The sequence below is a fragment of the Lysinibacillus sp. NPDC097287 genome (assembly GCF_044761695.1).
Taxonomy (GTDB): Bacteria; Bacillota; Bacilli; order Bacillales_A; family Planococcaceae; genus Lysinibacillus.
The window spans coordinates 131,411-156,621 of record NZ_JBIWCX010000009.1 but is presented as its reverse complement, the minus strand read 5'-3'; the positions used below and the strand labels follow the sequence as shown (position 1 = coordinate 156,621).

General features: G+C 37.9%; 23 protein-coding genes and 1 riboswitch. Of the genes, 16 read left to right on the top strand and 7 right to left on the bottom strand.

From position 1 onward, the window contains the following. The first annotated feature begins 422 nt into the window (after positions 1-422). The 13 genes from ACIQ2D_RS14295 to ACIQ2D_RS14235 all read left to right on the top strand — a co-directional run bounded on the left by ACIQ2D_RS14295 (position 423) and on the right by ACIQ2D_RS14235 (position 13,237). Positions 423-1,655 carry a substrate-binding domain-containing protein gene (locus ACIQ2D_RS14295; protein ID WP_402865106.1) on the top strand — a complete coding sequence of 411 codons (1,233 nt, stop codon included), beginning with the start codon at positions 423-425 and terminating at the stop codon, positions 1,653-1,655. 103 nt (positions 1,656-1,758) lie between these two features. Next, positions 1,759-2,526 (top strand): ABC transporter ATP-binding protein, encoded by a 768-nt coding sequence (locus tag ACIQ2D_RS14290; RefSeq protein WP_402865104.1) that lies wholly within the window; start codon positions 1,759-1,761, stop codon positions 2,524-2,526. Continuing rightward, positions 2,510-3,217, top strand: coding sequence for an ABC transporter ATP-binding protein (locus ACIQ2D_RS14285; RefSeq protein ID WP_402865102.1), 708 nt, complete (start codon positions 2,510-2,512; stop codon positions 3,215-3,217). Before ACIQ2D_RS14290 ends, ACIQ2D_RS14285 begins: the two co-directional genes overlap by 17 nt. 15 nt (positions 3,218-3,232) lie before the next feature. Beyond that, a complete protein-coding gene (locus ACIQ2D_RS14280; RefSeq protein ID WP_402865100.1) occupies positions 3,233-4,105 on the top strand; it encodes a branched-chain amino acid ABC transporter permease in 873 nt (290 codons plus the stop codon). Further along, positions 4,102-5,121, top strand: a complete 1,020-nt coding sequence (locus ACIQ2D_RS14275; protein WP_402865098.1) for a branched-chain amino acid ABC transporter permease — start codon at positions 4,102-4,104, stop codon at positions 5,119-5,121. The genes ACIQ2D_RS14280 and ACIQ2D_RS14275 overlap by 4 nt, the downstream gene beginning before the upstream one ends. Further along, on the top strand, positions 5,118-6,122 hold the full coding sequence (locus tag ACIQ2D_RS14270; protein WP_402865096.1) for a 3-oxoacyl-ACP synthase: 1,005 nt from the start codon (positions 5,118-5,120) through the stop codon (positions 6,120-6,122). The genes ACIQ2D_RS14275 and ACIQ2D_RS14270 overlap by 4 nt, the downstream gene beginning before the upstream one ends. A gap of 12 nt (positions 6,123-6,134) precedes the next feature. Next, a complete protein-coding gene (gene phaZ / locus ACIQ2D_RS14265; RefSeq protein ID WP_402865094.1) occupies positions 6,135-7,046 on the top strand; it encodes an intracellular short-chain-length polyhydroxyalkanoate depolymerase in 912 nt (303 codons plus the stop codon). Continuing rightward, entirely contained in the window at positions 7,030-7,761 is a 732-nt protein-coding gene (fabG, locus tag ACIQ2D_RS14260) for a 3-oxoacyl-ACP reductase FabG (protein WP_402865092.1), read from the top strand. Before phaZ ends, fabG begins: the two co-directional genes overlap by 17 nt. 18 nt (positions 7,762-7,779) lie before the next feature. Beyond that, positions 7,780-9,237 (top strand): AMP-binding protein, encoded by a 1,458-nt coding sequence (locus tag ACIQ2D_RS14255; RefSeq protein ID WP_402865090.1) that lies wholly within the window; start codon positions 7,780-7,782, stop codon positions 9,235-9,237. Between the two features lie 225 nt (positions 9,238-9,462). Continuing rightward, positions 9,463-10,017, top strand: a complete 555-nt coding sequence (locus ACIQ2D_RS14250) for a DJ-1/PfpI family protein (protein ID WP_402865088.1) — start codon at positions 9,463-9,465, stop codon at positions 10,015-10,017. A 193-nt stretch (positions 10,018-10,210) separates the two neighbouring features. Continuing rightward, complete coding sequence (locus ACIQ2D_RS14245; protein ID WP_402865086.1) at positions 10,211-10,474, top strand: YhdT family protein; 264 nt, start codon at positions 10,211-10,213, stop codon at positions 10,472-10,474. Beyond that, entirely contained in the window at positions 10,474-11,919 is a 1,446-nt protein-coding gene (gene panF / locus ACIQ2D_RS14240) for a sodium/pantothenate symporter (protein WP_402865084.1), read from the top strand. Before ACIQ2D_RS14245 ends, panF begins: the two co-directional genes overlap by 1 nt. A gap of 187 nt (positions 11,920-12,106) precedes the next feature. Then, complete coding sequence (locus ACIQ2D_RS14235) at positions 12,107-13,237, top strand: NAD(P)-dependent alcohol dehydrogenase (protein WP_402865082.1); 1,131 nt, start codon at positions 12,107-12,109, stop codon at positions 13,235-13,237. 47 nt (positions 13,238-13,284) lie between these two features. On the opposite strand, the gene ACIQ2D_RS14230 is transcribed toward ACIQ2D_RS14235, so the two are convergent. Next, complete coding sequence (locus tag ACIQ2D_RS14230; RefSeq protein ID WP_402865080.1) at positions 13,285-13,659, bottom strand: nucleotide excision repair endonuclease; 375 nt, start codon at positions 13,657-13,659, stop codon at positions 13,285-13,287. A gap of 303 nt (positions 13,660-13,962) precedes the next feature. Next, a riboswitch (SAM riboswitch) is annotated at positions 13,963-14,073 on the top strand. A 94-nt stretch (positions 14,074-14,167) separates the two neighbouring features. Here ACIQ2D_RS14230 and metA point away from each other — a divergent pair. Beyond that, the gene (gene metA / locus ACIQ2D_RS14225) at positions 14,168-15,103 is read left to right on the top strand and encodes a homoserine O-acetyltransferase MetA (protein ID WP_402865078.1); all 936 of its coding nucleotides are present in this window, start codon (positions 14,168-14,170) and stop codon (positions 15,101-15,103) included. A 33-nt stretch (positions 15,104-15,136) separates the two neighbouring features. On the opposite strand, the gene ACIQ2D_RS14220 is transcribed toward metA, so the two are convergent. From ACIQ2D_RS14220 to plsY, 6 genes are all read right to left on the bottom strand, one after another. Further along, the gene (locus ACIQ2D_RS14220; RefSeq protein WP_402865076.1) at positions 15,137-16,297 is read right to left on the bottom strand and encodes a GerAB/ArcD/ProY family transporter; all 1,161 of its coding nucleotides are present in this window, start codon (positions 16,295-16,297) and stop codon (positions 15,137-15,139) included. 46 nt (positions 16,298-16,343) lie between these two features. Further along, entirely contained in the window at positions 16,344-16,580 is a 237-nt protein-coding gene (locus ACIQ2D_RS14215; RefSeq protein WP_402865074.1) for a hypothetical protein, read from the bottom strand. A gap of 6 nt (positions 16,581-16,586) precedes the next feature. After that, positions 16,587-17,783, bottom strand: coding sequence for a Ger(x)C family spore germination protein (locus ACIQ2D_RS14210; protein WP_402865072.1), 1,197 nt, complete (start codon positions 17,781-17,783; stop codon positions 16,587-16,589). Positions 17,784-17,800: 17 nt separating this feature from the next. Next, on the bottom strand, positions 17,801-19,354 hold the full coding sequence (locus ACIQ2D_RS14205) for a spore germination protein (protein ID WP_402865070.1): 1,554 nt from the start codon (positions 19,352-19,354) through the stop codon (positions 17,801-17,803). Between the two features lie 129 nt (positions 19,355-19,483). Continuing rightward, the gene (locus ACIQ2D_RS14200) at positions 19,484-19,774 is read right to left on the bottom strand and encodes a HesB/YadR/YfhF family protein (RefSeq protein WP_402865068.1); all 291 of its coding nucleotides are present in this window, start codon (positions 19,772-19,774) and stop codon (positions 19,484-19,486) included. A gap of 19 nt (positions 19,775-19,793) precedes the next feature. Continuing rightward, positions 19,794-20,396 carry a glycerol-3-phosphate 1-O-acyltransferase PlsY gene (gene plsY, locus ACIQ2D_RS14195; RefSeq protein ID WP_402865066.1) on the bottom strand — a complete coding sequence of 201 codons (603 nt, stop codon included), beginning with the start codon at positions 20,394-20,396 and terminating at the stop codon, positions 19,794-19,796. A gap of 348 nt (positions 20,397-20,744) precedes the next feature. Between plsY and parE the strand changes: the two genes are divergently transcribed. Together parE and parC are read left to right on the top strand one after the other, a co-directional pair. Continuing rightward, positions 20,745-22,721, top strand: a complete 1,977-nt coding sequence (gene parE / locus ACIQ2D_RS14190) for a DNA topoisomerase IV subunit B (protein ID WP_402865064.1) — start codon at positions 20,745-20,747, stop codon at positions 22,719-22,721. Next, positions 22,718-25,147 (top strand): DNA topoisomerase IV subunit A, encoded by a 2,430-nt coding sequence (gene parC, locus ACIQ2D_RS14185; RefSeq protein ID WP_402865062.1) that lies wholly within the window; start codon positions 22,718-22,720, stop codon positions 25,145-25,147. The genes parE and parC overlap by 4 nt, the downstream gene beginning before the upstream one ends. The last annotated feature ends 64 nt before the right edge of the window (positions 25,148-25,211 follow it).

The following is a 25,211-nucleotide window of genomic DNA, read 5'->3' as shown; positions in this document are numbered from 1 at the left end:
ATAGAAAAACACCTCCACATTGATTATTTCAGGTTTAAATACCCGTTATTCAATGAAAGGTGTTTTTATTTGTCTCATGTTATTAGGTCAGTCCCGTAACGTGAATTTGCTAGAAAGATGGTGCTTTTATATTTCATCAAGAAGATCTGTCGCTTACAACTATTTATTAGCAAAATTAGATATCCCCACCGCCCTTTACTATCCTGAATAGTAAAAACCTCTTTTCTAAAAAATATCTAGTTGATTGGAGTGGAAAGCGTCCACCTGTAACGGAAATCAACGGGTTCTTTGGACAAACGTTCATAATTAATTTATTGACATAATTGCTTTTTGTAACTAATTTGTAACTTGCCTTTTATATAGTTAAAGCACAGCGAAGAAAGCGCTTACGAAACATCTCATATTAAGGAAGGGGTTTTGTAATGAAAAAATATTGGCTAGCTTTGTTATTACTTGTACTGACTCTGGTCGTTGCGGCATGCAGCGGGGATAAACCAGCAGATAATACTAAACCTGCTGATGATGACAAAGGGACAGAATCAACTGATGAAGGGGGCACAATTAAAATTGGTGTACTTGCCTCTTTGACGGGTGCACTCGAGTCTTATGGCAAGCAAACACAACGCGGTTTTGACTTAGGAATTGAGTATGCAACAGATGGCAGCATGGAGGTCAACGGCAAGAAAATTGAAATTATTTATGAAGATACCGAAACAAAGCCCGAGGTAGCTGTGCAAAAGGCTACAAAACTATTAGAAGATGATAAGGTTGATTTTTTAGTGGGTTCTTCTAGCTCTGGAGATACGCTAGCTGTACTGCCTTTAGCAGAAGAATACGAAAAAATCATGGTTGTTGAACCAGCGGTGGCAGACAGTATTACAGGTTCCGAGTTTAATGAGTATATCTTCCGCACAGGACGTAATTCATCACAAGATGCGTATGCTGCAGCAGCGGCGATTGCTGGAAAAGGTGTGAAAATTGCAACATTTGCACCTGACTACTCATTTGGTTGGGACGGTGTAGAAGCATTTAAAACTGCAGCAGAAAAACTTGGTGCTGAAATTGTACTAGAGGAATTTGCAGACCCAGCCGCAACAGATTTCACTTCAAATTTACAAAAAGTGATTGATGCTAAACCAGACTATCTATTTGTAGTTTGGGCGGGTGCAAACTCTCCGTGGAATCAAATTGCAGATCTTAAAATTCAAGAAAAAGGCATTAAAATTTCTACTGGTGCTCCAGATATTATTGCATTGAAATTCATGAATCCATTAGTGGGCATGGAAGGCTTCTCTGTTTACTATCACACACTACCACAAAATGATGTGAATAAGTGGTTAGTGGATGAACATCAAAAGCGTTTTAATGAAGTACCTGACTTATTTACACCAGGCGGTATGTCTTCTGCCATTTCAATTGTAGAAGCTTTAAAACAATCTGAAGGCGTTGCAGATGCGAAAAAGTTAATTGACATCATGGAAGGCATGTCATTCGAAACACCGAAAGGAACAATGACTTTCCGAGAAGAAGACCACCAAGCCTTACAATCGATGTATTCGATCCGTTTAGAAAAACAAGAAGGCTTAGACTATCCAGTGCCAGTGCTTATTCGTGAGCTAAGTCCTGAAGAGACGGCTCCACCAGTTATGAATTAGGCTAAACCAATTATTAGGAGACAGAATAATCATTACGTTCTGTCTCTCTTCATCTACTTTCAATTGAGAGCACGTGAAGAGAGATAGAGGGAGGGGATTTGTGATGGAGCCTATTTTGCAAACAAAAAATTTAACAATTCGATTCGGTGGGCACATAGCTGTAGACAAAGTGAATTTCAAAATGCCAGAGAAGCAATTGAAATCGATTATTGGACCAAATGGCGCGGGGAAAACAACATTTTTTAATTTAATTAGTGGTGAATTAAAGCCAACTAGCGGCGACGTTTACTTTAAAGGAGAATCACTTGCCCAAAAATCATCAATTGAACGAACTCGCATGGGGTTAGGGCGTTCTTTTCAAATTACAAATGTCTTTCCTAATTTGACTGTTTTAGAAAATGTACGATTAGCCGTCCAATCAAAAGAAAAAGTACGGTATCAAATATTTCGTCATTATAAAAGCTATAAAGCGATTACAGATAAAGCAGATGAATTATTAAAGCTAGTATTACTCGATAACAAGAGAGATGCAATTACCACAATGCTATCTCATGGTGAAAAAAGAAAACTAGAGATTGCCATGCTGCTAGCGCTCGATACTGAAATACTTTTGCTCGATGAACCGACTGCAGGGATGTCTTTAGAAGAGGTACCTGCAATTTTGGAAGTAATACGTACGATAAAGAATAATGGCGACAAAACAATACTTCTCATTGAGCACAAGATGGATATGATTTTAGATTTGTCAGATTCCATCATGGTGTTATTTAATGGGCAGCTACTTGCAGACGGGACGCCAGACGAAATCATGCAAAATGAAACCGTACAAAATGCTTACCTAGGGGGTCTTTACGATGAGCACCTTACTTAACTTAAAAGACGTTCATACGCATATTGGCCAGTACCATATTTTGCAGGGGGTGAATTTTGAAGCTAAGGAGGGGCAAGTGAGCGTACTCCTCGGTAGAAATGGCGCTGGAAAAACAACTACTTTAAAAACAATCATGGGATTAACACCCGCTTCTAAAGGTGATGTTGAATTTCAATCACACTCCATTAAGAAGATCCCCACTCATAAAGTTGCTAAATTAGGGGTTGGCTACGTGCCAGAGAATCAAGGGATTTTTGCAGATTTAACTGTCGAGGAGAATATGAAAGTAGCTATGCGTAAGGAGGATACGGCAGCACTTGAACGGCAAGATTATGTACTTGAGCTTTTTCCAGATTTAAAGAAATTTTGGCATAAAGCTGGCGGGCATCTTTCAGGTGGTCAAAAGCAAATGTTATCCATGGCACGAGCATTTATCAATGATAGTAAATTGATCTTGATTGATGAGCCTTCTAAAGGGCTAGCACCCATTGTCGTAGAGAAAGTGATGGAGGCAATTGTTGAGATGAAGAAACAGACGTCCATTGTTCTTGTCGAACAGAATTTCATCATGGCAAGCCGAATTGGTGATACGTATACCTTAATTGATGATGGTCGGACAGTACATGCAGGGAGAATGGAGGATCTTATCCATAATGAAGAGTTAAAACGAAGATATCTTGGAATCGGGTAGAGGAGGTGTTGCGCATTGGAATTATTAGCGAATTTAATTATTAACGGCTTAGCAACAGGAATGTTAATTTTTTTACTAGCAGCGGGACTAACCCTGATTTTTGGGCTGATGGATGTTTTAAACTTTGCGCATGGTGGTTTATTTGTCTGGGGTGCATATGCTGGGATTTTTACTTATATGTCGACAGAAAGCTTTGTAATTGGCATTGTGGGAGCTATTGTGACGGGTGCATTTTTAGGTCTTGTCACAGAGAAGTTCATTATTACACCGGTTTATGGCAATCATATTCAACAAATTTTAATTACGTTAGGTTTAATGCTCGTTCTTCAAGAGATGATAAAAGTTGTGTTTGGACCAAATGGAGTACCAGTGCAGACACCTAGTTATTTAGCAGGGAGCTGGGAAATCGGCGACGTTATTATCATAAAATATCGATTATTTATCATTGTAGTAGGCTTTGTTATCTTCGGTATTTTCCAATATATGCTGAAGCGCACGAAAATTGGGCTAATCGTTCGTGCTGGTGTACAAGATAAAGAAATGGCTCAAGCACTTGGTATTCATATTAAAAGAGTTTTTCTTTATGTATTTATGGTCGGAGCGGCACTAGCTGCACTAAGTGGAATGTTAATGGCTCCATATTCCGGGGTCATCTATGCGGAGATGGGAATGGAATACGCTATTTTAGGATTTATCGTTGTAGTAATTGGCGGAATGGGCAGCTTTTCTGGTTCTCTTTTAGCGGCAATATTAGTAGGTTTAGCGGGTAGTTTTATGGCGTATTATGTGCCCGTTTTATCACTTGCAGTCAATATGATTTTAATGGCTATCGTGTTAATTTTCCGTCCTCAAGGCTTATTTACACTAAGAAGGGAGAGATCAACATGATGAAAAAGCTCTCTAGGCAGCATTTATGTTTTTTTCTCATTCTCGTGTGCCTAATCCTTTTCCCGTTCATTAATGATTCTCGTACGCTTATCATTTTGCTAACGCAAATTTTCATATTTGGGATTTTAGCGATGAGTTATGACATTTTGCTGGGGTATACAGGTATTGTATCTTTTGGTCACGCAATGTTTTTTGGTATAGGGGCTTATACAACCGCCGTTATGCTGAAGCAAGTGGATACTACGATTGCTATCTTTTTATTATCAATTGTAGTCGGTATGGTTATTGCAGGGTTTATTAGCTTCCTTGTAGGGTTACTGACACTACGTTTGAAAAGTCACTTCTTTGCAATGCTTACCTTATCATTTTCAGGCTTGTTTTTAGTGGTTGCTGAGAAATGGCGTTCAATAACTTATGGAAATGACGGTTTTACATTTAGAGCTCCTGAAATTTTTAAAGATCGAATGACATTTTATTTCTTCGTATTAACATGTTTAGTCCTTATTTTTGTAGCGCTTTATCGATTTGTAAATTCTCCAACGGGAAGGATATTAATTGCTGTTCGAGAAAATGAACAACGAACAAGATCATTAGGTTATAACACGTTGCACTATAAAGTGATTTCTTCAGTAGTAGCTGGTGTTGTGGCAAGTTTAGCAGGGTCTTTATATTCACTGTCACTGCGCTTTGTTAATACGAGTGTTATGACAATGGATATTACCTTAGATGCGTTGTTAATGACGATCATCGGTGGGGTTGGTACATTAGTCGGTCCGTTACTTGGAGCGGCAGTGATTGAGTATGCACAGCACACGCTTTCAGGGTTAGCGAGAGATTATCCTATTTTTGAACGCTGGATTATTTTCTTTGGTATTCTCTATATTTTGGCGGTAATCTTTTTCCCTAAAGGGATAATAGGCTCTATTCGAATGCTATTTGTGAAATGGGGTTTCAAATTAAAGGAAAGAAAGAAAGCTCCAACTTCTCTTCCACAAGAAAAGGAGCGATTTGAATGACTGTAGGTATTGTAAGTACAGGAATTTATATTCCACAAACGAAAATGACATCAAAAGAAATTGCAGTACTATCTGAAATACCAGAAGAAATCATTCGTCAAAAAATGGGGATTTACGAAAAGCCGATTCCCGGTCCTGAAGATCATACAGTTCAGATGGGGATTTGGGCTGCACAAGATGCTTTAAAAAAGGCTAACATCGAACCAAAATCAATCGATGTTGTGATGTATATAGGAGAAGAACATAAAGAATATCCACTTTGGACCGCTTCTATCAAAATGCAAGAAGAACTTGGTGCAGTAAATGCTTGGGCCTTCGATGTCCAATTAAGGTGTGGCACGACAATAATGGCTCTGAAATTAGCAAAAAGTTTAATGGAATCTGATGAATCTATTCATACAGTTTTACTTGCTGGTGGCTATCGAAATGGGGATTTTATTGATTATCAAAATCCTAGAACTCGTTTCATGTATAATTTGGCAGCTGGAGGTGGTGCATTAGTTTTACAAAAGAACTATGAGAAAAACCAATTGCTAGAGGCAGATATTATTACCGATGGATCATTTTCAGAAGATGTACTTGTGCCGGTAGGTGGTACAAAGAAACCATTAACAGCTAGTACTTTAGAAAATAATTTATATCAATTAGATGTTCTTGACCCGGTAGGCATGAAGGAGCGTCTTGAACAAAAATCATTAAGCAATTTTCTAAAGGTGATTCGTAGTTCCTTATCGAAAAGTGGTTTATGTGAAAAAGATATGGACTACTTAGCTATGCTTCATATGAAGAAATCTGCGCATGATTATGTCCTGTCAGAGTTGGGGTTGAAGGAGGAGCAATCTATCTATTTACGAAACTATGGTCATATTGGGCAAATCGATCAAATATTATCGCTTCAACTTGCATTAGAAGAAGGGCGCATACAGGACGGGGATATTGTGACATTAGTTGGAGCAGGTATTGGTTATGTGTGGGGAGCTATAACAATTCACTGGGGATGAGGGGGAAGGTCAATGTTATTATCGGTACAACTATCAAATGGGGAATCTATTGCATATCGTAAACGTGACGGTGGTCCAAACCATTTACTTTTAATTCATGGAAATATGACTTCTTCAAAACATTGGGATGTATTGATTGAGGCATTAGATCCCAAATATACGATATATGCAATTGACTTACGTGGTTTTGGTGGTTCATCTTATCACAAACCTATTACTAGTATTAAAGATTTTAGTGATGATGTAAAACTTTTTGTGGATGCGATAAAGTTAACGCAATTTGATTTGATTGGCTGGTCAACAGGTGGGGCTGTAGGCATGCAGTTTGTAGCAAATTACCCTGGTTACTGTCGTCGGCTCGTCTTACTAGCATCCGCTTCTACAAGAGGATATCCGTTCTATACCGATCTTGGCACAGGGAATCAGGAATCCATAAAACGAGCGACTACTTACGAAGAAGTATTACTTGATTCATCCAAAACCAAATTAGTGCAAGGTTTTTACGACACTCATAACATGGAAGGCTTAAAAGCAGTTTGGAATGCACTTATTTATACTCATAATCAACCAGAAGCAAATCATTATGGTGACTATGTGGAGGATATGTTCACTCAACGAAACCTTGCTGAAGTTTATCATGCATTAAATACCTTCAATATCAGTTCGATTGATAATGAAGTAGCAAAGGGGACAAAGGGAGCTCAGTATATTAACATTCCAACTTTAGTGTTAAGAGGAGAACGGGATTACGTCATTACAGAACAGATGAATAGTGAAACACTTGAAGATTTAGGTGAAAATGTCCAATTTCAAAGTTTAGAAAACTGCGGCCATTCACCGCTGATTGATGATTTACCACAGCTTATTTCAAAAATTGAGAGTTTTTTAGAAATAGGAGGAAAAAATTATGCGTTTAAACAATAAAGTGGCGATTATTACAGGTGCAGCAAACGGAATTGGTTATGCTGCAGCTGAGCGTTTTATAGAAGAAGGTGCAATAGTGTTTATCGCTGATTTTGATGAGGATGCTGGTATTACAGCTGCGAATAAGCTAGGCAGTCAAGCAATTTTCGCTAAAGTAAATGTTGCGGATAGGAAGAGCGTAAAAGATTTAGTAGCAACTGTGATGGAGCAAGCAGGTCAAATAGACATTTTAGTGAATAATGCCGGTATAACGAGAGATGCCATGCTGACGAAAATGACGGATGAACAGTTTCAGCAAGTTCTAAATGTTAACTTAAGTGGCGTTTTCCATTGCACACAAGAAGTCATTCCGCATATGGTTGCCGCTGGCGGTGGTAAAATCATCAATACTTCTTCGGTTAGCGGAATTTATGGTAATGTCGGTCAGACCAATTATGCGGCGGCAAAAGCGGCTATTGTAGGTATGACGAAAACATGGGCGAAAGAGCTGGGACGTAAAGGCATCAATGTCAATGCAGTAGCACCAGGGTTTACTGAAACAGAAATGGTGAAAAAAATGCCAGAAACGATACTCGATCAAATGCGTTCTGTCGTTCCATTACAGCGATTAGGTGCACCGCGAGATATTGCCAATGCTTATTTATTTTTAGCGTCAGATGAGGCTTCTTATGTCAGTGGACACACGCTTCATGTGGATGGCGCTATTATGATGTAGTAAAGGAGGCCGTTCAAGATGAATGTGGAGCAAGCTTGGATATTGAAACGTGCAACCTTAACCCCTACTAAAATAGCACTGATCAACCTCGAAACAAATGAACAATGGACTTATCAACATTTAGCCGGTGAAATAGCAAAGTGGAGTCATTATTTTGAACGCGAGAACCTCCAAGTTGGTAGTCGTGTAGCCGTTTTTGCAAGGAACAATATTCATTTATTTGCAGTGATGTTTGCCTGTGGGCTTAGAGGACTTATTTATGTTCCTTTAAATTGGCGCATAAGTACCGAGGAATTGAACCATATCCTTGCTGATGCGACACCTTCATTACTTATTTACGATCAAGAAATGCCATGTCCTATTTCTTTAGATAAAATGCAACCATTGCAACTAAGTAGTGAAGCTATAACATCCCCTACGATTACGTCAATGGATTTAAATGATCCTTGGCTAATGATTTATACTGGAGGAACGACTGGAAAAGCAAAAGGTGTCGTACTTTCCTTTAATTCGATTAACTGGAATGCTCTAAATACAATTATTAGCTGGGGAGTAAGTGAACAGGATTGCACGTTAAATTATTTGCCTATGTTCCATACAGGGGGCATTAATGCATTGTGTATCCCACTATTAATGGCAGGCGGGACAGTGATTATTGGAGATAAATTTGAGGCAGAAAAAGCATTGACAGCTATTAACCATTTTAAGACAACGATTTCACTTTTTGTGCCTACAATGTATCAGGCAATGATTGCGACTAATTACTTTAAAGAAAACACGTTTCCGACAGTGAAAGTATTTTTATCCGGAGCCGCTCCATGTCCCCATCCAATTTATGACGCCTTTTATAAAAAGGGACTTTACTTCAAAGAAGGTTATGGATTAACAGAAGCGGGGCCAAATAATTTTTACATTGCACGTGAGGATGCCTATGTAAAAAAGGGTGCAGTAGGGAAAAGTATGCAATTTAATGAAGTCCAAATTGTTAACGAAGCTGGTAATATTTGTACACCAAATGAAGTCGGCGAGCTATTCATAAAAGGAAAGCATATGTTTAGATTTTATTGGAATAATCCATATGAAACGGAACAAACCATCCTAAATGGTTGGTTGAAAACTGGTGATTTAGCCAAGGTGGATAGCGATGGGTATTATTATATTGTAGGAAGAAGGAAGGAGATGATTATTAGCGGAGGTGAAAATGTCTACCCGCAAGAAGTGGAACAATGTATTTTACGCCATCCATTAGTAACAGAGGTTGCTGTAATTGGCGCACCGGATGACTATTGGGGCGAAATTGTCACAGCCTTTATTGCATGTAATCTTCAAACAAAGGCTATTTTAGAAGAAGTGGAATCACTTTGCAAGACACATCTAGGACACTACAAAATGCCCAAAAAGATTATTTTCATTGATGAATTACCAAAAACAATCGTTGGGAAAATCGATAAGCAAGCATTACGCATGAAAATATAAGATAAAATGAGAGCAGTAATAATTGTATATAAATTTTAATATAAAGGGCCTTTTAGAGGTCCTTTTTTGTTTTTTACAACAGTTCTCCACATACCTGTTCAAAGTATAGAAGGAGCGGATTAAAATGATTCTGCGTATTTTGCGAAAATTAAAAAAGTTTAGCAGGGAATCTCACTTAAGTGTCGAATTAAGCTACTAGATTCACAAAGAAAAGGGGATGGGAAGATGGCAAAAAACGTATTAATTATTGCTGGCGACGCAGTAGAGGCGTTGGAGATTTATTATCCATATTATCGTAGCTTAGAAGCGGGCTATAATGTGACGATTGCAGCACCTTCAGCGAAGAAATTGCAAACCGTATTACATGATTTTGTAGATGGGGTCGATACATATATCGAGCGTCCCGCATATGGGTTAGAGGCCCATGCAGCATTTGCAGACATTGATCCAGCGCAATTTGATGGGTTGATTATTCCAGGTGGTCGTGCGCCTGAATATATTCGTCTGAACGAGTATGTCCCAGCGATTGTACGCCATTTTTTTGATGAGAATAAGCCAGTTGCAGCCGTTTGTCACGCAGCACAGATTTTTGCGACAATTCCAGAGGTGCTACAAGGGCGTGAACTTACGGCCTATATCGCTTGCAAACCTGAAGTTGAAGTAGCAGGAGGTACTTACATTAATGCTAATCTGCATACTGATGGTAATCTTGTAAGTGGTCATGCATGGCCAGATTTACCGGGTTTAATGCGAGAATTCATCCGAAAACTAGAAGATTAAATATTGAGTGTGTCCGAGTGAATCATATCGGACACACTTTTTTTATGATTCTCAACATTGAGGAAACGCTAGGTTTATAATTTGTTTTCTCGCATACCATATACAATTATTATTTTTTTACGATAATTCCTTCACAATACTTCCCATAATGAGTGCAGGTCGGTAAAATAGGGTAGGTTAGGGGGATTCAACTTTGAAAGATCAACGTTTTAAAATTGCGCATAAAGAGGCGCTTATTGGCATTGGACTCGTTATTGTCAACTTTGCCATTTGGTACGGCTTTGCATACGGTTTGGGCTCAGGTGATCCGACAGAATATAAATATGTATTTGGCTTCCCGGCTTGGTTTTTCTATAGCTGCATTGCTGGTACCGTTTTTATGATTTTCCTGGTTTGGATTGTCATGAAGCTATTTTTCACAGAGGTGCCCTTTGATGACGAGGAGGTGGATGAGTAATGCATGGACAAGTTATTATTCCGCTATTTTTATTCTTAGTCATTATTTTTGGTATAGGGATTTGGGCAAATAAACATGTACGTTCTTCTAATTCGTTTTTACAGGAATATTTCCTTGGTGGACGTGAAATGGGTGGCTTTATCCTTGCGATGACGATGATAGCAACGTATGGTAGTGCGAGTAGCTTTATCGGAGGACCTGGTGTTGCTTACAATAAAGGCCTTGGATGGGTATTACTTGCGATGGCGCAGTTACCTGCAGGTTATTTTGTACTGATGATTTTAGGGAAAAAGTTTGCCATTATTGCAAGACGCTATCAAGCAATTACGTTAATTGACTTTTTACGTGAACGCTATAAAAGTCATGTCATCGTGATACTGTCGGCAATAAGTATTATTATATTCTTATTCTCGGCAATGATGGCTCAGTGGGTTGGCGGCGCTCGTTTAATCGAATCACTCACAGGCTTGAACTATACCGCAGCACTATTTATCTTTGCCATTTCAGTGTTAGTGTATGTGATAATTGGTGGTTTCCGTGCTGTGGCATTAACAGATATGGTACAAGGGACGATTATGGTCATTGGTACTGTCATCTTGCTCATTGGAACAATTGTAGCTGGAGGCGGTATTGACAATATTATGGCGTCTCTTGTAGCTGAAAATCCTAAACTTATTTCACCATTTGGTGCAGAGGGTGAGTTAACGCCATTATATGTATCAACGTTTTGGATTTTAATCGGGATTGGGGTAGTTGGGTTACCCCAAATTGCTGTACGTGCGATGAGCTATAAAGATTCGAAAAGTATGCATTTAGCGATACTAATCGGTACAATTGCCATCGGTACCATTATGTTAGGGATGCATCTTATCGGGGTATTAGCTCGCCCTGTCATGCCAGGAATTGAGATTGGTGATAAAGTTATGCCACTACTGACACTCAAGGTGCTACCACCATTTTTAGCTGGGATTGTCTTAGCTGCTCCTATGGCAGCAACTATGTCTACGGTCAACGCACTACTTATGCTAGTAAGTTCAACTGTCGTGAAGGATATTTATTTAAACTACGTAAAACCAACTGCAAGTGATTCAGAAATTAAGCGTGCAAGCTTTATTGTCACAACTGTAATTGGCTTAGCGGTTGTCCTTTTTGCGCTAAATCCACCAGATTTGCTTGTATGGCTGAACTTATTTGCATTTGGTGGGTTAGAGGCAGTATTTATTTGGTCAGTGGTGCTCGGTCTATACTGGAAAAAGGCAAACAAATACGGGGCAATTGCTTCGATGATTACGGGTATGACGCTTTATATTGTCATTGACCGTTTTTATCCATCCGTATTTGGCATGCACACTGTAACCATTCCAATTGTCACTTCGCTAATTGTCTTTGTAATTATTAGTTTATTAACTGCACATAAATTTAAGGATGAAAAGTTATTTATCTAGAAAGTAAAATGCCACAGATGTTATTTCTGTGGTGTTTTTTTATGTTAAAACTCACTTGATTTCTATTAAATAAACCTCAGAAATGTTTCTTAAGGAAGAATATTTTTACATGAACATCTATTTAGTATATATGAATAGACGAATTCATACATTGAAGAAATCTTGAAAAAATATGGGGGGGTTATTGATGAAAGTATTAGCAGCTGTTGTAAATGGTATAAATGAAGAATACAAATTTGAAAAGTTATCGTTAGCAGAAATGCAACCCGATGAAGTGCTTATAAAAGTAGTTGCGACAGGTATTTGTCATTCAGATGAAGCATTACGTGTCGGTGACGCAGCATTTCCGTTACCAGCAGTACTTGGACATGAAGGCGCTGGAATTGTTGAACAAGTTGGAAGCGCTGTCAAACATTTTAAAGCTGGCGATCAAGTTGTCATGTCCTATAAATATTGTGGTCATTGTACAAATTGCCGTTCTGGTAGACCAGCCTCTTGTGATAGCTGGGCCAAGTTAAATATGTTTGGTACACGTGAAGATGGCACACATACTTTTTTCAAAGAAGATGGTACGCCAGTTTCAAATTTCTTCAGTCAGTCTTCATTTGCAACACACACATTAGTACATGAGCATAATTTAATTAAAGTTGATGATGCTGCAGATTTACGCTATATTGGGCCATTAGGATGTGGGTTTTTAACAGGCTGTGGTACCGTTGTGAATGGTTTACAGCCGAAATTTGGTTCGTCCATTGCCTTATTTGGCACTGGGGCAGTTGGCTTAGGGGCATTAATGACAGCAAAAATTGAAGGCTGTAAGACCATTATCGCCATAGATATTCATGACTCACGTCTAGAACTTGCTAAGGAACTTGGTGCAACGCATACAATTAATAGCAAGACCGAGAATTTAGGGGAGCGTATGCTTGAAATTACTGGGGGACAAGGCGTTAATTATTCCATTGATACAACAGGTGTTGCGGCAGTAATGAAGGCAGCAATTGACGTACTTGGTGTAGGTGGTATATGTGCACCCGTAGCTGTCACACCTAATAGTATTGAAATTAGTACACTTACTGATTTAGTATTTGCAAACCGTAAGCTTATTGGTGTACTAATGGGTGATACTGTACCACAAATTGCGATTCCACAATTAATTCAATACCACCAAAGTGGGCAATTCCCATTTGAAAAGCTCGTAAAGTTTTATAAATTTGAGCAAATTAATGAAGCTTCTGCTGATTCAAATAACGGCTCTACAATTAAGCCGATACTCATTGTTGATGAATCTTATCGTGCGGACGAGCCACTCATCTAAATAAAGAAGAGACCAACTCAACGGGGAGCTGGTCTCTTTTTTATCTCTTATTCAAAAAACACTTTATCTGTATTGTATTTTGCACGGAATGTGTTAATCGCATATGTTTCATAAATTTCACGTTCCATTGGGTCGTCAATTTCATATACTTCAATTTTGAAAATCTCGGCACGGTGCTTTTGCATCGGTGACACGTTATCTTCAAAGTGCTTTTTAATACGTTGACGAATTTTACGTGCTTTACCTACAAATAATAATTCGTTTTTTTCATTGTAGAAAAAGAAAATACCGCCTTTTTCACGTGTGATTTTATGGAAGTCGATAAAACCATGATAAGGTGTGATTTCTACATCTCCTGGTTTTAATACTTGTTCACGTTGACGAATAACTAAGTCTGGTTTTGGTAGTTCGATTTTAATCAAGATATTCACGTTCCTCTCTATTACATAAAGTATATCCTAACATAATTCAAGCGCCGTGGCTATTACGAACTGAATTATGACATATTAATAACATAAAAACTTGCGTGTGTAAAATTTTTAAAACTGTTTTTAAGGGTAGGCTATTCTAATCTATTGATGAATAAAATAATAATGACTACTATTTATCGAAAAGAACTAATGTAAAAGATCCATACTTAACTCCTCTAACTTACAAAAAACAAAATATTCTATGTTTTATTGAAATTCTGTATTATCCATGGTACAATTCAGCTTAATTAAATAGTCTTATCAAGAGAAGTCGAGGGATTTGGCCTGTTGACGCTTCAGCAACCTCTAACTTAGTTAGAAAGGTGCTACTTCCAGCAAAGGATTTTTTCCTTTGAGAGATAAGAGTGATCGTGATTAAAACCCTCTCATTCTATCTCACATGGAATGAGGGGGTTTTTTAATTTATATAAAGAGAAATTGATGAAATGGGGAATGCAAGATGCCGATTAATATTCCGAAAAACTTACCAGCTGGAGAACATTTACGTGAGGAAAAAATCTTCGTAATGGAAGAGGACCGTGCGAGGACACAACAAATTCGTCCGTTAAATATTTTGATTTTCAACTTAATGCCTGAAAAAGAAAAAACTGAGTTGCAATTACTACGTTTACTGGGGAATACGCCGCTTCAAGTAAATATTACGTTTTTAAATACAGCAACACATGAGTCTAAAAATGTTAGTAAATCACATTTACAGTTATTTTACTCAACATTTAATGAAATACGTCATCGCCGCTTTGACGGTATGATTATTACCGGTGCACCTGTTGAAAAAATGGAGTTTGAGGACGTCAATTACTGGGACGAAATCGCTGAAATTATGGACTGGTCAGCGAAAAACGTGACATCTGTTCTACATATTTGTTGGGGGGCGCAGGCTGCTCTTTACCACCATTACGGTATCGGGAAATTTGAACTGCCTGAAAAATGCTCAGGCGTCTATTCACATGTTATTACAGACTTGACGGTTGATTTAGTTCGTGGGTTTAGCGACGCATTTACTGCGCCACATTCTCGCTATACTTCAGTTTCCATTGATGATGTACGCGCTCATCCTGATTTACGTTTATTATCATATTCTGAGGATGCAGGCGTCTTTATTGTCCAATCAAAGGATAATAAAAATATTATGATTACTGGCCATCTAGAGTACGATGCGACAACACTTGCAGACGAGTATAGCCGTGACGTTGCTAAGGGACTTGATATAGATGTACCTGTTAACTATTTCCCTAACGATGATCCAGCAAAAGAGCCAATTAATACATGGCGTGCTCATACACATTTACTATTCTCAAATTGGTTAAACTATTATGTATACCAAGAAACACCATATGAATGGGATTTTGTCGAAGAAATCGAATATCATATCTAGAAAAAACCCCTCCTTTGTTCACCAAAGGGGGGGTTACTCTGTTTGTCTTTGTGAATGTTCTTCATTACCCTTATCTAAAGGGCTTGGTTTTATGTTTTTTTCTTTGTCTGAAATCTTACGTATTTTTGCAACGATTAATAATAGAAGCGGTAGGAAAACAGCGAATATTGAGGCATATGGTAACCAAATTTCCTTAATGAAAATTTCTGAATGTACGATGTTTGGATGAACAATTTGAGATAGTGCGACTGTAATCATCCCTAGGGGTAATATGAGTGGTCGATGATCTTTTGTATTAAGTAGTTGTCCCAACCCCTTTACTGCTGCGTAAAAATAGATGAACGATCTAATATAGATTGTAGTAATCCACATAAACGTCATAATAATCTCAATACGCTGCAAAAAATTCCCGATTGAAATTCGTTGAGCTAATGTATAACTTGGAAAAGTTCGTAAGGATGTATTCGTTGACCCTAGGACTAAAATAGACAAAGAAATCAATATGATTAAAAACAAGCCGCCTACTAAGGTGCCTATGTAAAATCCTTTTTGAGCCGCCTTTTTCACATTGACGGTCGAAGGAAAGATCATTAACAAGACAACAAGCGGGAAAGCAAAAGTACTAACAAAAAGTAAAATACCGTATATGAATGACCCTGGCGTTGCTTCAAAGAGAGGTTGTATATTTTTAATCTCGATATTTGGAGTAATGAAAAGAACGAACATGACAAATATGAATAAAAATATTGGAAATAGTATTTCTGCGGATCGTGCAAAGACTTCTAAACCCAAATAAGTAGCAAACATAATGATTAACATAAACAAAAGTGCAAATGCAACTGTTGGTGTCTCTGGCATGACTTCGGTTTGCATAAAATTCCCGATGTAATAAAGTAATTCTCCTGCAGCCAGAAAAGTAAATAGTGTAAACGCAATAGATACGACTTTACCAATAAATTTCCCTAATATTTTTTCGTTTGCCTCCACTAAAGATAAGCTGGGTGTTGTATTTCCGACTGAAATATATAACTTTACGAGCAATAAGCTTACAGCAACACCCATAATAGCTACTATCCAAGCATCCTGTTTAACTACTTGTGCGATGCTTGATGGTATTATTAAAATAGTTGTACCTATGGAACAGAGCAAAGTAATTATTGTAAATTGACGTGCACTTATAACTTGTTTTTCCATAACTTTTCCTCATTTACTTAATATATTTCAATGGACAGAACGAATATTAATCCTTTAATAATGTTTTCAACAAATCTGCAAAAGGATTAAAAATAGAGGTAATCAAATCCAATGGGTTAGGAATATTGAGATTTAAAGCCACTCCTATATTCAAGGCTGCTCCAATAATTAATAATATCAAGAACATCCAAATTGTTTTCCTTTCACCACTTTTCAATAACTTTGGCTTTTCGAAGTAAATAATTAACGCTGTAACGGTTAATATTCCCAATGTACTAAACATTTCATATTACTCCTTTAACTTTCGCGATAGTGCGTTTTGCATCGTGCCTAATCCACGCGTGCTAACATTGACTTCCACGATAACTTCTAACTCAGGAAATAACGTTGACCAGTCATCTTTTATTTTTTTCCACTCTTTAGGGTTTTCTCGATGCAGTACCTCATTAAACCCTAAGTTATCCACTTGATATTTTTGTTGCATCGTATGAAGTACTTTTTCTACTTCACCCTTAATTAATTTACTTGTTTTTTCGTTTATCATAGGAATTGTTTCATTCTCCGCTAAGTTGATAGTGCAATTAACTTCTGAAACATTTTGATCAATATCAATACTGACATTAATTTTTGGTGTACCGTTCTGTATTTTGCCTTTTATTTTAGTTTTGGAATTTATGATTTCAGTTGATAGCTCTCCTTCATTCGGACAAGAAATCACTTCAATTGTGTTATTGATGTTATCATTCAAAATATTGAAGCTTTTACTTTCTTCCTCGCTTAAAACACCCATTAATCTATCTTGCTGAAAAACTGCTAGTCCTGTAAATTCCAAAAATACTGGGGTGTCAATTCTTTCAACATTGGCCATATCAATGCCTATTTTTTGATCGCCAATTACCTCGATGACTGACAAAACTGGACTATTTCCATCATTTCTGAGTGCAGTTATTATTTCATCAATATTGACAGACCTTGTAGATCCCCAATATTTCTCTGAATTTTTGATAGAATTAGCCATCTTTTGTGCAGGTATTTTTTCTATTGAGGTTAAAACATTTAAAACTGCTTTGGCAGTCGTTTTATTTGCCATTATGACATTAAAATCGTTTCTAATTTCATGGTCCCTCGCTAAAAAGTCTATTATTGGACTAATCCCTTCAGAAGCTAATTCCTCACCGATTACAATAATTTGAAGATGTGAAAAGTATGGTTTTCTTGGAGAAGATGTCGTTACTTTCCTTATTGCTTCAAACACTGTTTTCCCTTGAGCATGGTAGGTAATGACTGGTGCACGACCACTCGTAGCTTGCTTTGAAGAAATTTCACTAGGATCTACTACTTGCACAGATATCTCATATTCATCGTCCACTTTATCCACACCAAGTGCCACAGCTATAGCAAGCTCATTTAACTCACGTTTACTCCAACAAGCACTCAATACAAGGGTAAGCGTAGTTAGTAGGATAATGGTTAATACCTTTTTCATATCGGATACCTCTATATTCAATGATTATTTTTATTTAATGACTTCTGACTTCTAATCTTGTTAATCTGATTAACTAAGCGAGGTCGCGTTAATAAAGACCCACGTGGAAATAATAGTATGGCATCCTTTTGATCATCGGGAATTATTGGTGCAAAAGGACTCATATAAGGGACTCCAAAAGAGCGCAAACTGCATAGATGCAGGATTAACGCCATCACACCAATCATCACTCCAAATAAACCAAAGCCTGCTGCTAATATCATTAAAGGGAAACGTAGGACACGAATCGTGTTCGACAGGCCGTAAGCAGGGAAAAGAAAACTACAAATGGCCGTTAATGAAACGATGATTACCATTACTGACGATACAATACCAGCCTCTACAGCTGCTTGCCCAATAACCAATGTCCCGACAATTGAAATTGCAGGACCTATCGTTCTTGGCATTCGAAGACCAGCTTCTCTTAAAATTTCAAATGCAACCTCCATTATTAGTGCTTCAACAACAGCTGGAAAAGGGACTCCTTCTCGTTGGGAAGCAAGACTAATCAACATAGCTGTGGGCAACATTTCTTGGTGAAAAGTCGTAATTGAAACATATAGGGAAGGGACAATCAAAGAAATGGTTATACCGAAAAATCTTAATAGACGTATAAGGGAACTAATAATGAAGTTTTGGTAATAGTCCTCTGAAGATTGTAGAAAAGATGTTAGTAGGGCAGGGACAATAAGAACAAAAGGTGTACCATCCACGAGAATAGCAATTTTCCCTTCTAATAATTCAGCTGCAATGACATCGGGACGTTCAGAATTATAAATTGTTGGGAAAATTGTATATTTGGAATCTTGTATTAATGCTTCAATATATCCACTTTCCAGAATGCCATCAATGTCTATACTGTCTAAACGTTCAAGAACCTCATTTACAATTTTTTCGTTTGCGATGCCATTAATGTACATAACTGCAATATCCGTTTGCGTTACTTTCCCAATAACCCTAGATTTTATCCAAAGATTTGGGTTTTTAATCTTACGACGAATTAAGGCGGTGTTAGTACGAAGTGTTTCAGTAAAAGACTCTCTTGGACCTCTAATGACAGATTCTGTAGTAGGTTCAGTGATAGCTCGATCCTTTGAACTTTTAGTACTTGCAGAAATACCTTTTGATGCGCCATCTAGCAAGATGACAGTTTCTCCATTCATAATGGCACTAAATACCCCTGTGAAATCTTCAATATCCTTCACATCACCAACTGTTAAACAAGTATCTTTTAAATATTGGTTGATTGCTTTGGTTTTGTTTGCAAGAGATTCGTCTAATTCCAACATAAGAGATTCCATTATAAAATCTGTAATAGCTGTTTGATCAGCTAATCCATCTGTATAAATAATTGCAATAAGATGTTTTTCAGATTTTCCGATAGTAACCTCACGAATTATAATATCGTTGCTATTATCAACTGTTTGTTTAATCGTTTGAATATTATTTGAAAGAGAAGGATTAAGTAAATCCTTCGATGAATTTGCTGGTGTTTGAGAGGGGTCATGATTGTTATTTGTTGAACTGCTCACTTAATAATCCTCCTCCATCTATTCATAGGGCTAATTAGAGGATATACAACTTTATATCGAGATAAACAAAAAAATAACGGTAGTAAACAAAAAGAGATTGTCTCAAAAGCCTGAGACAATCTCTTTTTGTTATTTTGTATAATCGTACTTTAGTTCATCAATCGTATCATCGACATCCACATGGAGACTATGCTTATTAAAAAACCATAAGTCTTTTTCGTCAATGTAGTACGTAATCCCGTCGATAACCGTTTGAACACCAATTTCGATTGGTTCCTCACGTGTCATACCAAGGGAAAATCCTTCGTGGAAAGGACTTGAACCACCATATCTAGCATAGAAGCGAATGTTATCACCTTTTTCTACTTCCATTTCATGTTTAAACCATTCAAGAGCCGCATCAGTTAGTGTAATTTTCATGTTATGATCCATCCTTACCTTAAATCCATTTCACTTTCGGTTCAGTACCATTTTTAATACGAGAGATATTTGCACGATGGCGGTAAACAATAAAACTAAATAAACACGCCACTAAGATTAATAATGCAAAATCACCTGTAACAAAATAATATACGATTGAATAAATAAGTGCCAACCCAGAGGCAACGATTGATGTTAAACTAACAATTTTCGTAATTTTCAATGTGAGGAAGAATGTAAAGAATAATACGATAAAAAATGGCCAAGAATAGCCGAGTACCACACCGGCAGATGTAGCAACTGCTTTACCGCCACGGAAACTTGCAAATACAGGAAACACATGACCGACTACCGCTATAACCCCAAGAATCAGTGGATGGATCGTTGTCTCAGTAAATATAGGTAATGATGCTAATAATACAGCAGCTGTTCCTTTTAAAACGTCCATAATCGTTACGATCAGACCTGCTTTTTTTCCTAAAACACGAAAAGTATTTGTAGCACCTAAGTTACCGCTCCCATGTTCTCGTATATCCATTTTGTAAAAGATTTTGCCAATCCATAACCCAGAAGGTATAGAGCCGATTAGATAAGCACATAAAATAATAAAACTATTTATCATTGATAAGCTCCTTTCAATTCATACAAAAATTATCACTTGGTACTAATACTTTGTGATGAACATTTTACACTTTTTCTTTACAATTCACAATGGCATGAAGGAGATTTCCAAGCCAATCGGGAATTCATTAACAATAAGATAAAAGCTTTCTTTAAAATATAGGCTAAAAGGGAATTTTGTCAATATTACTTTCCTTTGGTAGAATAGAAGTCTATCTTTATATTTTCTAAGTCAAGGAATAATATTATAAATTTATTTGCGCCTGGTACTGGCTATTGACAGGGAATGCTATTATTATTAGGATGAGAACGTTATCAGAACATGCGTTTGTTTTTGGAGGGGAATCTTTTGGCGAATAAACAGTCACCTAGCGTCTATAATGATGACGCGATTCAAGTTTTAGAAGGATTAGAAGCAGTGCGAAAGCGACCCGGCATGTATATTGGTTCCACAGATGGTCGAGGGCTTCATCACCTTGTATATGAAATCGTAGATAATGCGGTAGATGAAGCACTTGCTGGCTTTGGTTCTCATATCATTGTCACTATACATCAAGATCAAAGTCTAAGCGTTCGAGATTTCGGACGAGGTATGCCTACTGGTATGCACAAAATGGGCAAGCCGACACCAGAAATAATTTTCACAGTGTTACATGCAGGTGGAAAATTTGGACAAGGCGGTTATAAAACGAGTGGTGGTTTGCACGGTGTAGGTTCATCTGTTGTGAACGCCTTGTCGACATTTTTAGAAGTAACGATTCATCGTGATGGAAAAAAATATAAACAACGTTTTGAAAATGGCGGTAATCCTGCAACAACACTTGAAGAAATCGGTAATACGAAGCAAACAGGGACACTTGTACATTTCTTACCAGATGACACGATATTCTCTGTAACAAAATTCAACTATGATACGCTTGCAGAACGTTTACGCGAGTCAGCTTTTTTACTGAAAGGTTTAAAAATTGAATTAATCGATGAACGCGAGGAAGGCAAAGGGGATGTTTTCTATTATGAAAACGGCATAGAAGCTTTCGTTGCGTATTTGAATGAGGAAAAAGATATACTTCATCCCGTGAAATACATTGAAGGAACACAAGATGAAATCGAAGTTGAATTTGCCTTCCAGTATAATGATGGCTATTCAGAAACTATTTTATCATTCGTTAATAATGTGCGTACACGTGATGGTGGTACACATGAAACAGGTACGAAAGCTGCATTAACACGTGTATTTAATGAATATGCGCGTAAAATCGGCTTATTAAAAGAAAAAGACAAAAACCTCGAAGGTTCAGATATACGAGAGGGCTTAGCAGCTGTCATTTCAGTTCGTATTCCTGAGCATTTATTGCAATTTGAAGGGCAAACGAAAAGCAAGCTAGGTACTAGTGAAGCGCGTTCAGCTGTCGATTCTGTTGTATCTGAGCAAATTTTATATGTGCTTGAGGAGAATGCTGAGCTATCAGCTTCACTTGTTCGTAAGGCAATTCGTGCGCAGCAAGTTCGTGAAGCGGCTCGTAAAGCACGTGAAGATGCCCGCAACGGGAAGAAAAACAAAAAGGCAAGTACACTTCTTTCAGGGAAGTTAACGCCAGCACAGTCCCGTAATGCAGCTAGAAATGAACTATACTTAGTCGAAGGTGATTCTGCAGGAGGTTCAGCAAAGCAAGGCCGTGATCGTACGTTCCAAGCAATCTTACCTCTACGCGGAAAAGTTATTAATACTGAAAAGGCGAAGCTACAGGACATTATGAAGAATGAAGAAATCTCAACAATCATTCATGCAATTGGTGCAGGTGTTGGGACTGACTTCTCTGTAGAAGATGCAGCTTACGATAAAGTTGTCATCATGACCGATGCCGATACAGATGGTGCACATATTCAAGTCTTGCTATTAACGTTCTTTTATCGTTATATGCGCCCTCTAATTGAGGCTGGAAAAATATTTATTGCATTACCACCGCTTTATAAGGTTTCTAAGGGTGCAGGTAAAAAAGAAGTTATTGAATATGCTTGGACAGAAAATGATTTGCAATCAGCTATTAAAAAAATAGGGAAGGGCTATATCCTTCAGCGTTATAAAGGACTTGGTGAGATGAACGCCGATCAATTATGGGATACAACGATGAATCCTGAAACGCGTACATTGATTCGTGTAACAATTGAGGACGGTGCTCGTGCTGAACGACGTGTTACAACGTTAATGGGTGACAAAGTAGAGCCGCGCCGCAAATGGATCGAAGCAAATGTAAACTTCGGTATGGAGGATGATTCAAATATTCTAGATAACGAATTCATCCAACAAGAGGAGGACCAAGCATGACTAGTACGGAAAAGTATCAAGATTTGCCTTTAGAAGAAGTAATGGGTGACCGTTTTGGTCGCTATAGTAAATATATTATTCAAGACCGCGCGTTGCCTGATGCACGCGACGGTCTTAAACCAGTACAGCGCCGCATTTTATTTGCCATGTTTACAGAGGGGAATACCAATGAAAAACCTTTCCGTAAATCTGCAAAAACAGTCGGGAACGTAATCGGTAACTACCATCCGCATGGTGATAGTTCAGTTTATGAAGCAATGGTACGTATGAGTCAAGATTGGAAAGCCCGTCATATGCTCATTGAAATGCACGGTAATAACGGTTCTGTCGATGGGGATCCTCCTGCAGCAATGCGTTATACAGAAGCAAGGCTTTCAGCGATTGCTTCTGAGATGCTTCGTGATATCGGTAAAAACACAGTTGAATTTGTACCAAACTTTGATGATCAGGATATGGAGCCAACTGTTTTACCATCGCGCTTCCCGAATCTACTTGTTAATGGTTCTACAGGGATCTCAGCAGGGTATGCGACAGATATTCCGCCCCATGCACTTGATGAAGTTCTTGATGCTGTCTTAATGCGCTTAGAGAACCCATCAGCGACTGTTGATGACCTAATGACGGTTATCAAAGGTCCTGATTTTCCTACAGGTGGGATTATTCAAGGAGTAGATGGTATTAAGAAAGCGTATGAAACAGGCCGAGGCAAAATTATCGTACGTGCACTAGCAAATATTGAACCGCTAAAAGGCGGGAAAGAGCAAATTGTCATCACAGAGTTGCCTTATGACGTCAATAAAGCGAATCTCGTGAAAAAGATTGACGAACAGCGTGTCGACAAACGTCTTGATGGTATTGCCGAAATTCGTGATGAATCGGACCGTACAGGCTTACGTGTTGTAATTGAGCTAAAAAAGGATATTCCAGGTCAAGGTATTTTAAACTACTTATTTAAAACGACAGATTTGCAAGTTGCCTACAATTTTAATATGATTGCCATCCATAATCGTCGACCAACAATGATGACTTTACCGTTGCTTTTAGATGCCTATATTGCTCACCAAAAGGAAATTGTCACTAATCGTTCTATCTATGATTTGCAAAAGGCGAAAGACCGCTCACATATTGTAGAGGGACTTATAAAAGCATTGTCGATTTTAGATGAAGTTATCGCAACAATCCGTTCATCTAATGATAAACGTGATGCAAAAACAAATTTACAAGAGAAATTTCAGTTTACGGAAGTTCAGTCAGAAGCGATTGTTAGCTTGCAATTATATCGTTTAACAAATACCGATATTACAGAGCTTCGCCATGAACAAGATGAACTCAATGCACTCATCACAAAACTTGAAAGCATTTTAAATAGTGAGGCAAAGCTAATTCGTGTCATTAAACAAGAACTACTAGACATTAAAAAACGCTTTATACAACCTCGTCGTTCTAAAATTGAACGTGAAATTGAAGAAATAAAAATTACATTAGATGTGCTTGTACCGAGTGAAGAAGTAGTGGTGACTGTAACGAAAGACGGTTATATTAAACGAACGTCTACACGTTCACATGCTGCTTCAAATGGGAAAGATATTGCGATGAAAGAATCGGATTACTTATTGTATGAGGGTAACTTAAATACGCAGCACCATTTACTACTCTTTACAAACCGAGGAAATTATATTTACCAGCCAGTACATGAACTGCCTGATATTCGTTGGAAAGATCTTGGTCAACATATTTCAAGTATCGTGCCAACAGGAGAAGACGAGTCAATCATTAACGTATATGGCTTCGAAACATTTGACCAACCAAATAAATACATTCTAACAGCGACAAAAGATGGTCAAATTAAACGTTCGCTATTATCAGACTATGCTGTGACACGTTATTCTAAGCCTATTAAGACGATGAATGTCAAAGCCGGTGATGAAATGATTATCGCAGATTTCGTCACGGATGAAGCGGAACTGTTATTAACGACGGATACTGCTTATGCGATTCGCTTCCCAATTGATGAATTACCTGTCACAGGTGTTAAAACCGGTGGGGTAAAAGGTATAACGTTAAAAGACGGGGAAGCATTAGTTGGCGTCAATATTCTAAGTCCGAATGAAACAGAGTATGTTGTCATCGTGACGCAACGTGGAGCTGTTAAGAAAATGAATGTAGCTGAGGTAGATGCTACAAATCGTGCAAAACGAGGTTTAAAAGTACTTACTGAACTGAAGGCAAATCCACATCGTATTATTGATGTAGTAAAAGCAGATGATGATGAGCAATTGATTGTAGAGACGGAGAAGGGCGTACAAGAGGTTTTAGACGTTAAAGCACTAACACGTGCCGACCGCCATTCAAACGGCTCCTTCAAAGTCGACGTAGCCTCTGACGGTGCAATTTCACATGTATTAAAAGAGAAAAAAGAAAAATAATCAATTAAGCCCATGTTCCTTTCGAGGACAGGGCTTTTTTTATACTAAAAAGGTTATGTAGTAT

Coding starts and splice junctions, on each gene's coding strand:
- metA (WP_402865078.1), top strand. CDS start 14,168: ATGCCGATTAATATTCCGAAAAACTTACCAGCTGGAGAACATTTACGT.
- ACIQ2D_RS14270 (WP_402865096.1), top strand. CDS start 5,118: ATGACTGTAGGTATTGTAAGTACAGGAATTTATATTCCACAAACGAAA.
- ACIQ2D_RS14220 (WP_402865076.1), bottom strand. CDS start 16,297: ATGGAAAAACAAGTTATAAGTGCACGTCAATTTACAATAATTACTTTG.
- phaZ (WP_402865094.1), top strand. CDS start 6,135: ATGTTATTATCGGTACAACTATCAAATGGGGAATCTATTGCATATCGT.
- parC (WP_402865062.1), top strand. CDS start 22,718: ATGACTAGTACGGAAAAGTATCAAGATTTGCCTTTAGAAGAAGTAATG.
- ACIQ2D_RS14290 (WP_402865104.1), top strand. CDS start 1,759: ATGGAGCCTATTTTGCAAACAAAAAATTTAACAATTCGATTCGGTGGG.
- ACIQ2D_RS14235 (WP_402865082.1), top strand. CDS start 12,107: ATGAAAGTATTAGCAGCTGTTGTAAATGGTATAAATGAAGAATACAAA.
- ACIQ2D_RS14210 (WP_402865072.1), bottom strand. CDS start 17,783: ATGAAAAAGGTATTAACCATTATCCTACTAACTACGCTTACCCTTGTA.
- panF (WP_402865084.1), top strand. CDS start 10,474: ATGCATGGACAAGTTATTATTCCGCTATTTTTATTCTTAGTCATTATT.
- ACIQ2D_RS14200 (WP_402865068.1), bottom strand. CDS start 19,774: ATGAAAATTACACTAACTGATGCGGCTCTTGAATGGTTTAAACATGAA.
- ACIQ2D_RS14275 (WP_402865098.1), top strand. CDS start 4,102: ATGATGAAAAAGCTCTCTAGGCAGCATTTATGTTTTTTTCTCATTCTC.
- plsY (WP_402865066.1), bottom strand. CDS start 20,396: ATGATAAATAGTTTTATTATTTTATGTGCTTATCTAATCGGCTCTATA.
- ACIQ2D_RS14285 (WP_402865102.1), top strand. CDS start 2,510: ATGAGCACCTTACTTAACTTAAAAGACGTTCATACGCATATTGGCCAG.
- fabG (WP_402865092.1), top strand. CDS start 7,030: ATGCGTTTAAACAATAAAGTGGCGATTATTACAGGTGCAGCAAACGGA.
- ACIQ2D_RS14250 (WP_402865088.1), top strand. CDS start 9,463: ATGGCAAAAAACGTATTAATTATTGCTGGCGACGCAGTAGAGGCGTTG.
- ACIQ2D_RS14215 (WP_402865074.1), bottom strand. CDS start 16,580: ATGTTTAGTACATTGGGAATATTAACCGTTACAGCGTTAATTATTTAC.
- ACIQ2D_RS14255 (WP_402865090.1), top strand. CDS start 7,780: ATGAATGTGGAGCAAGCTTGGATATTGAAACGTGCAACCTTAACCCCT.
- ACIQ2D_RS14295 (WP_402865106.1), top strand. CDS start 423: ATGAAAAAATATTGGCTAGCTTTGTTATTACTTGTACTGACTCTGGTC.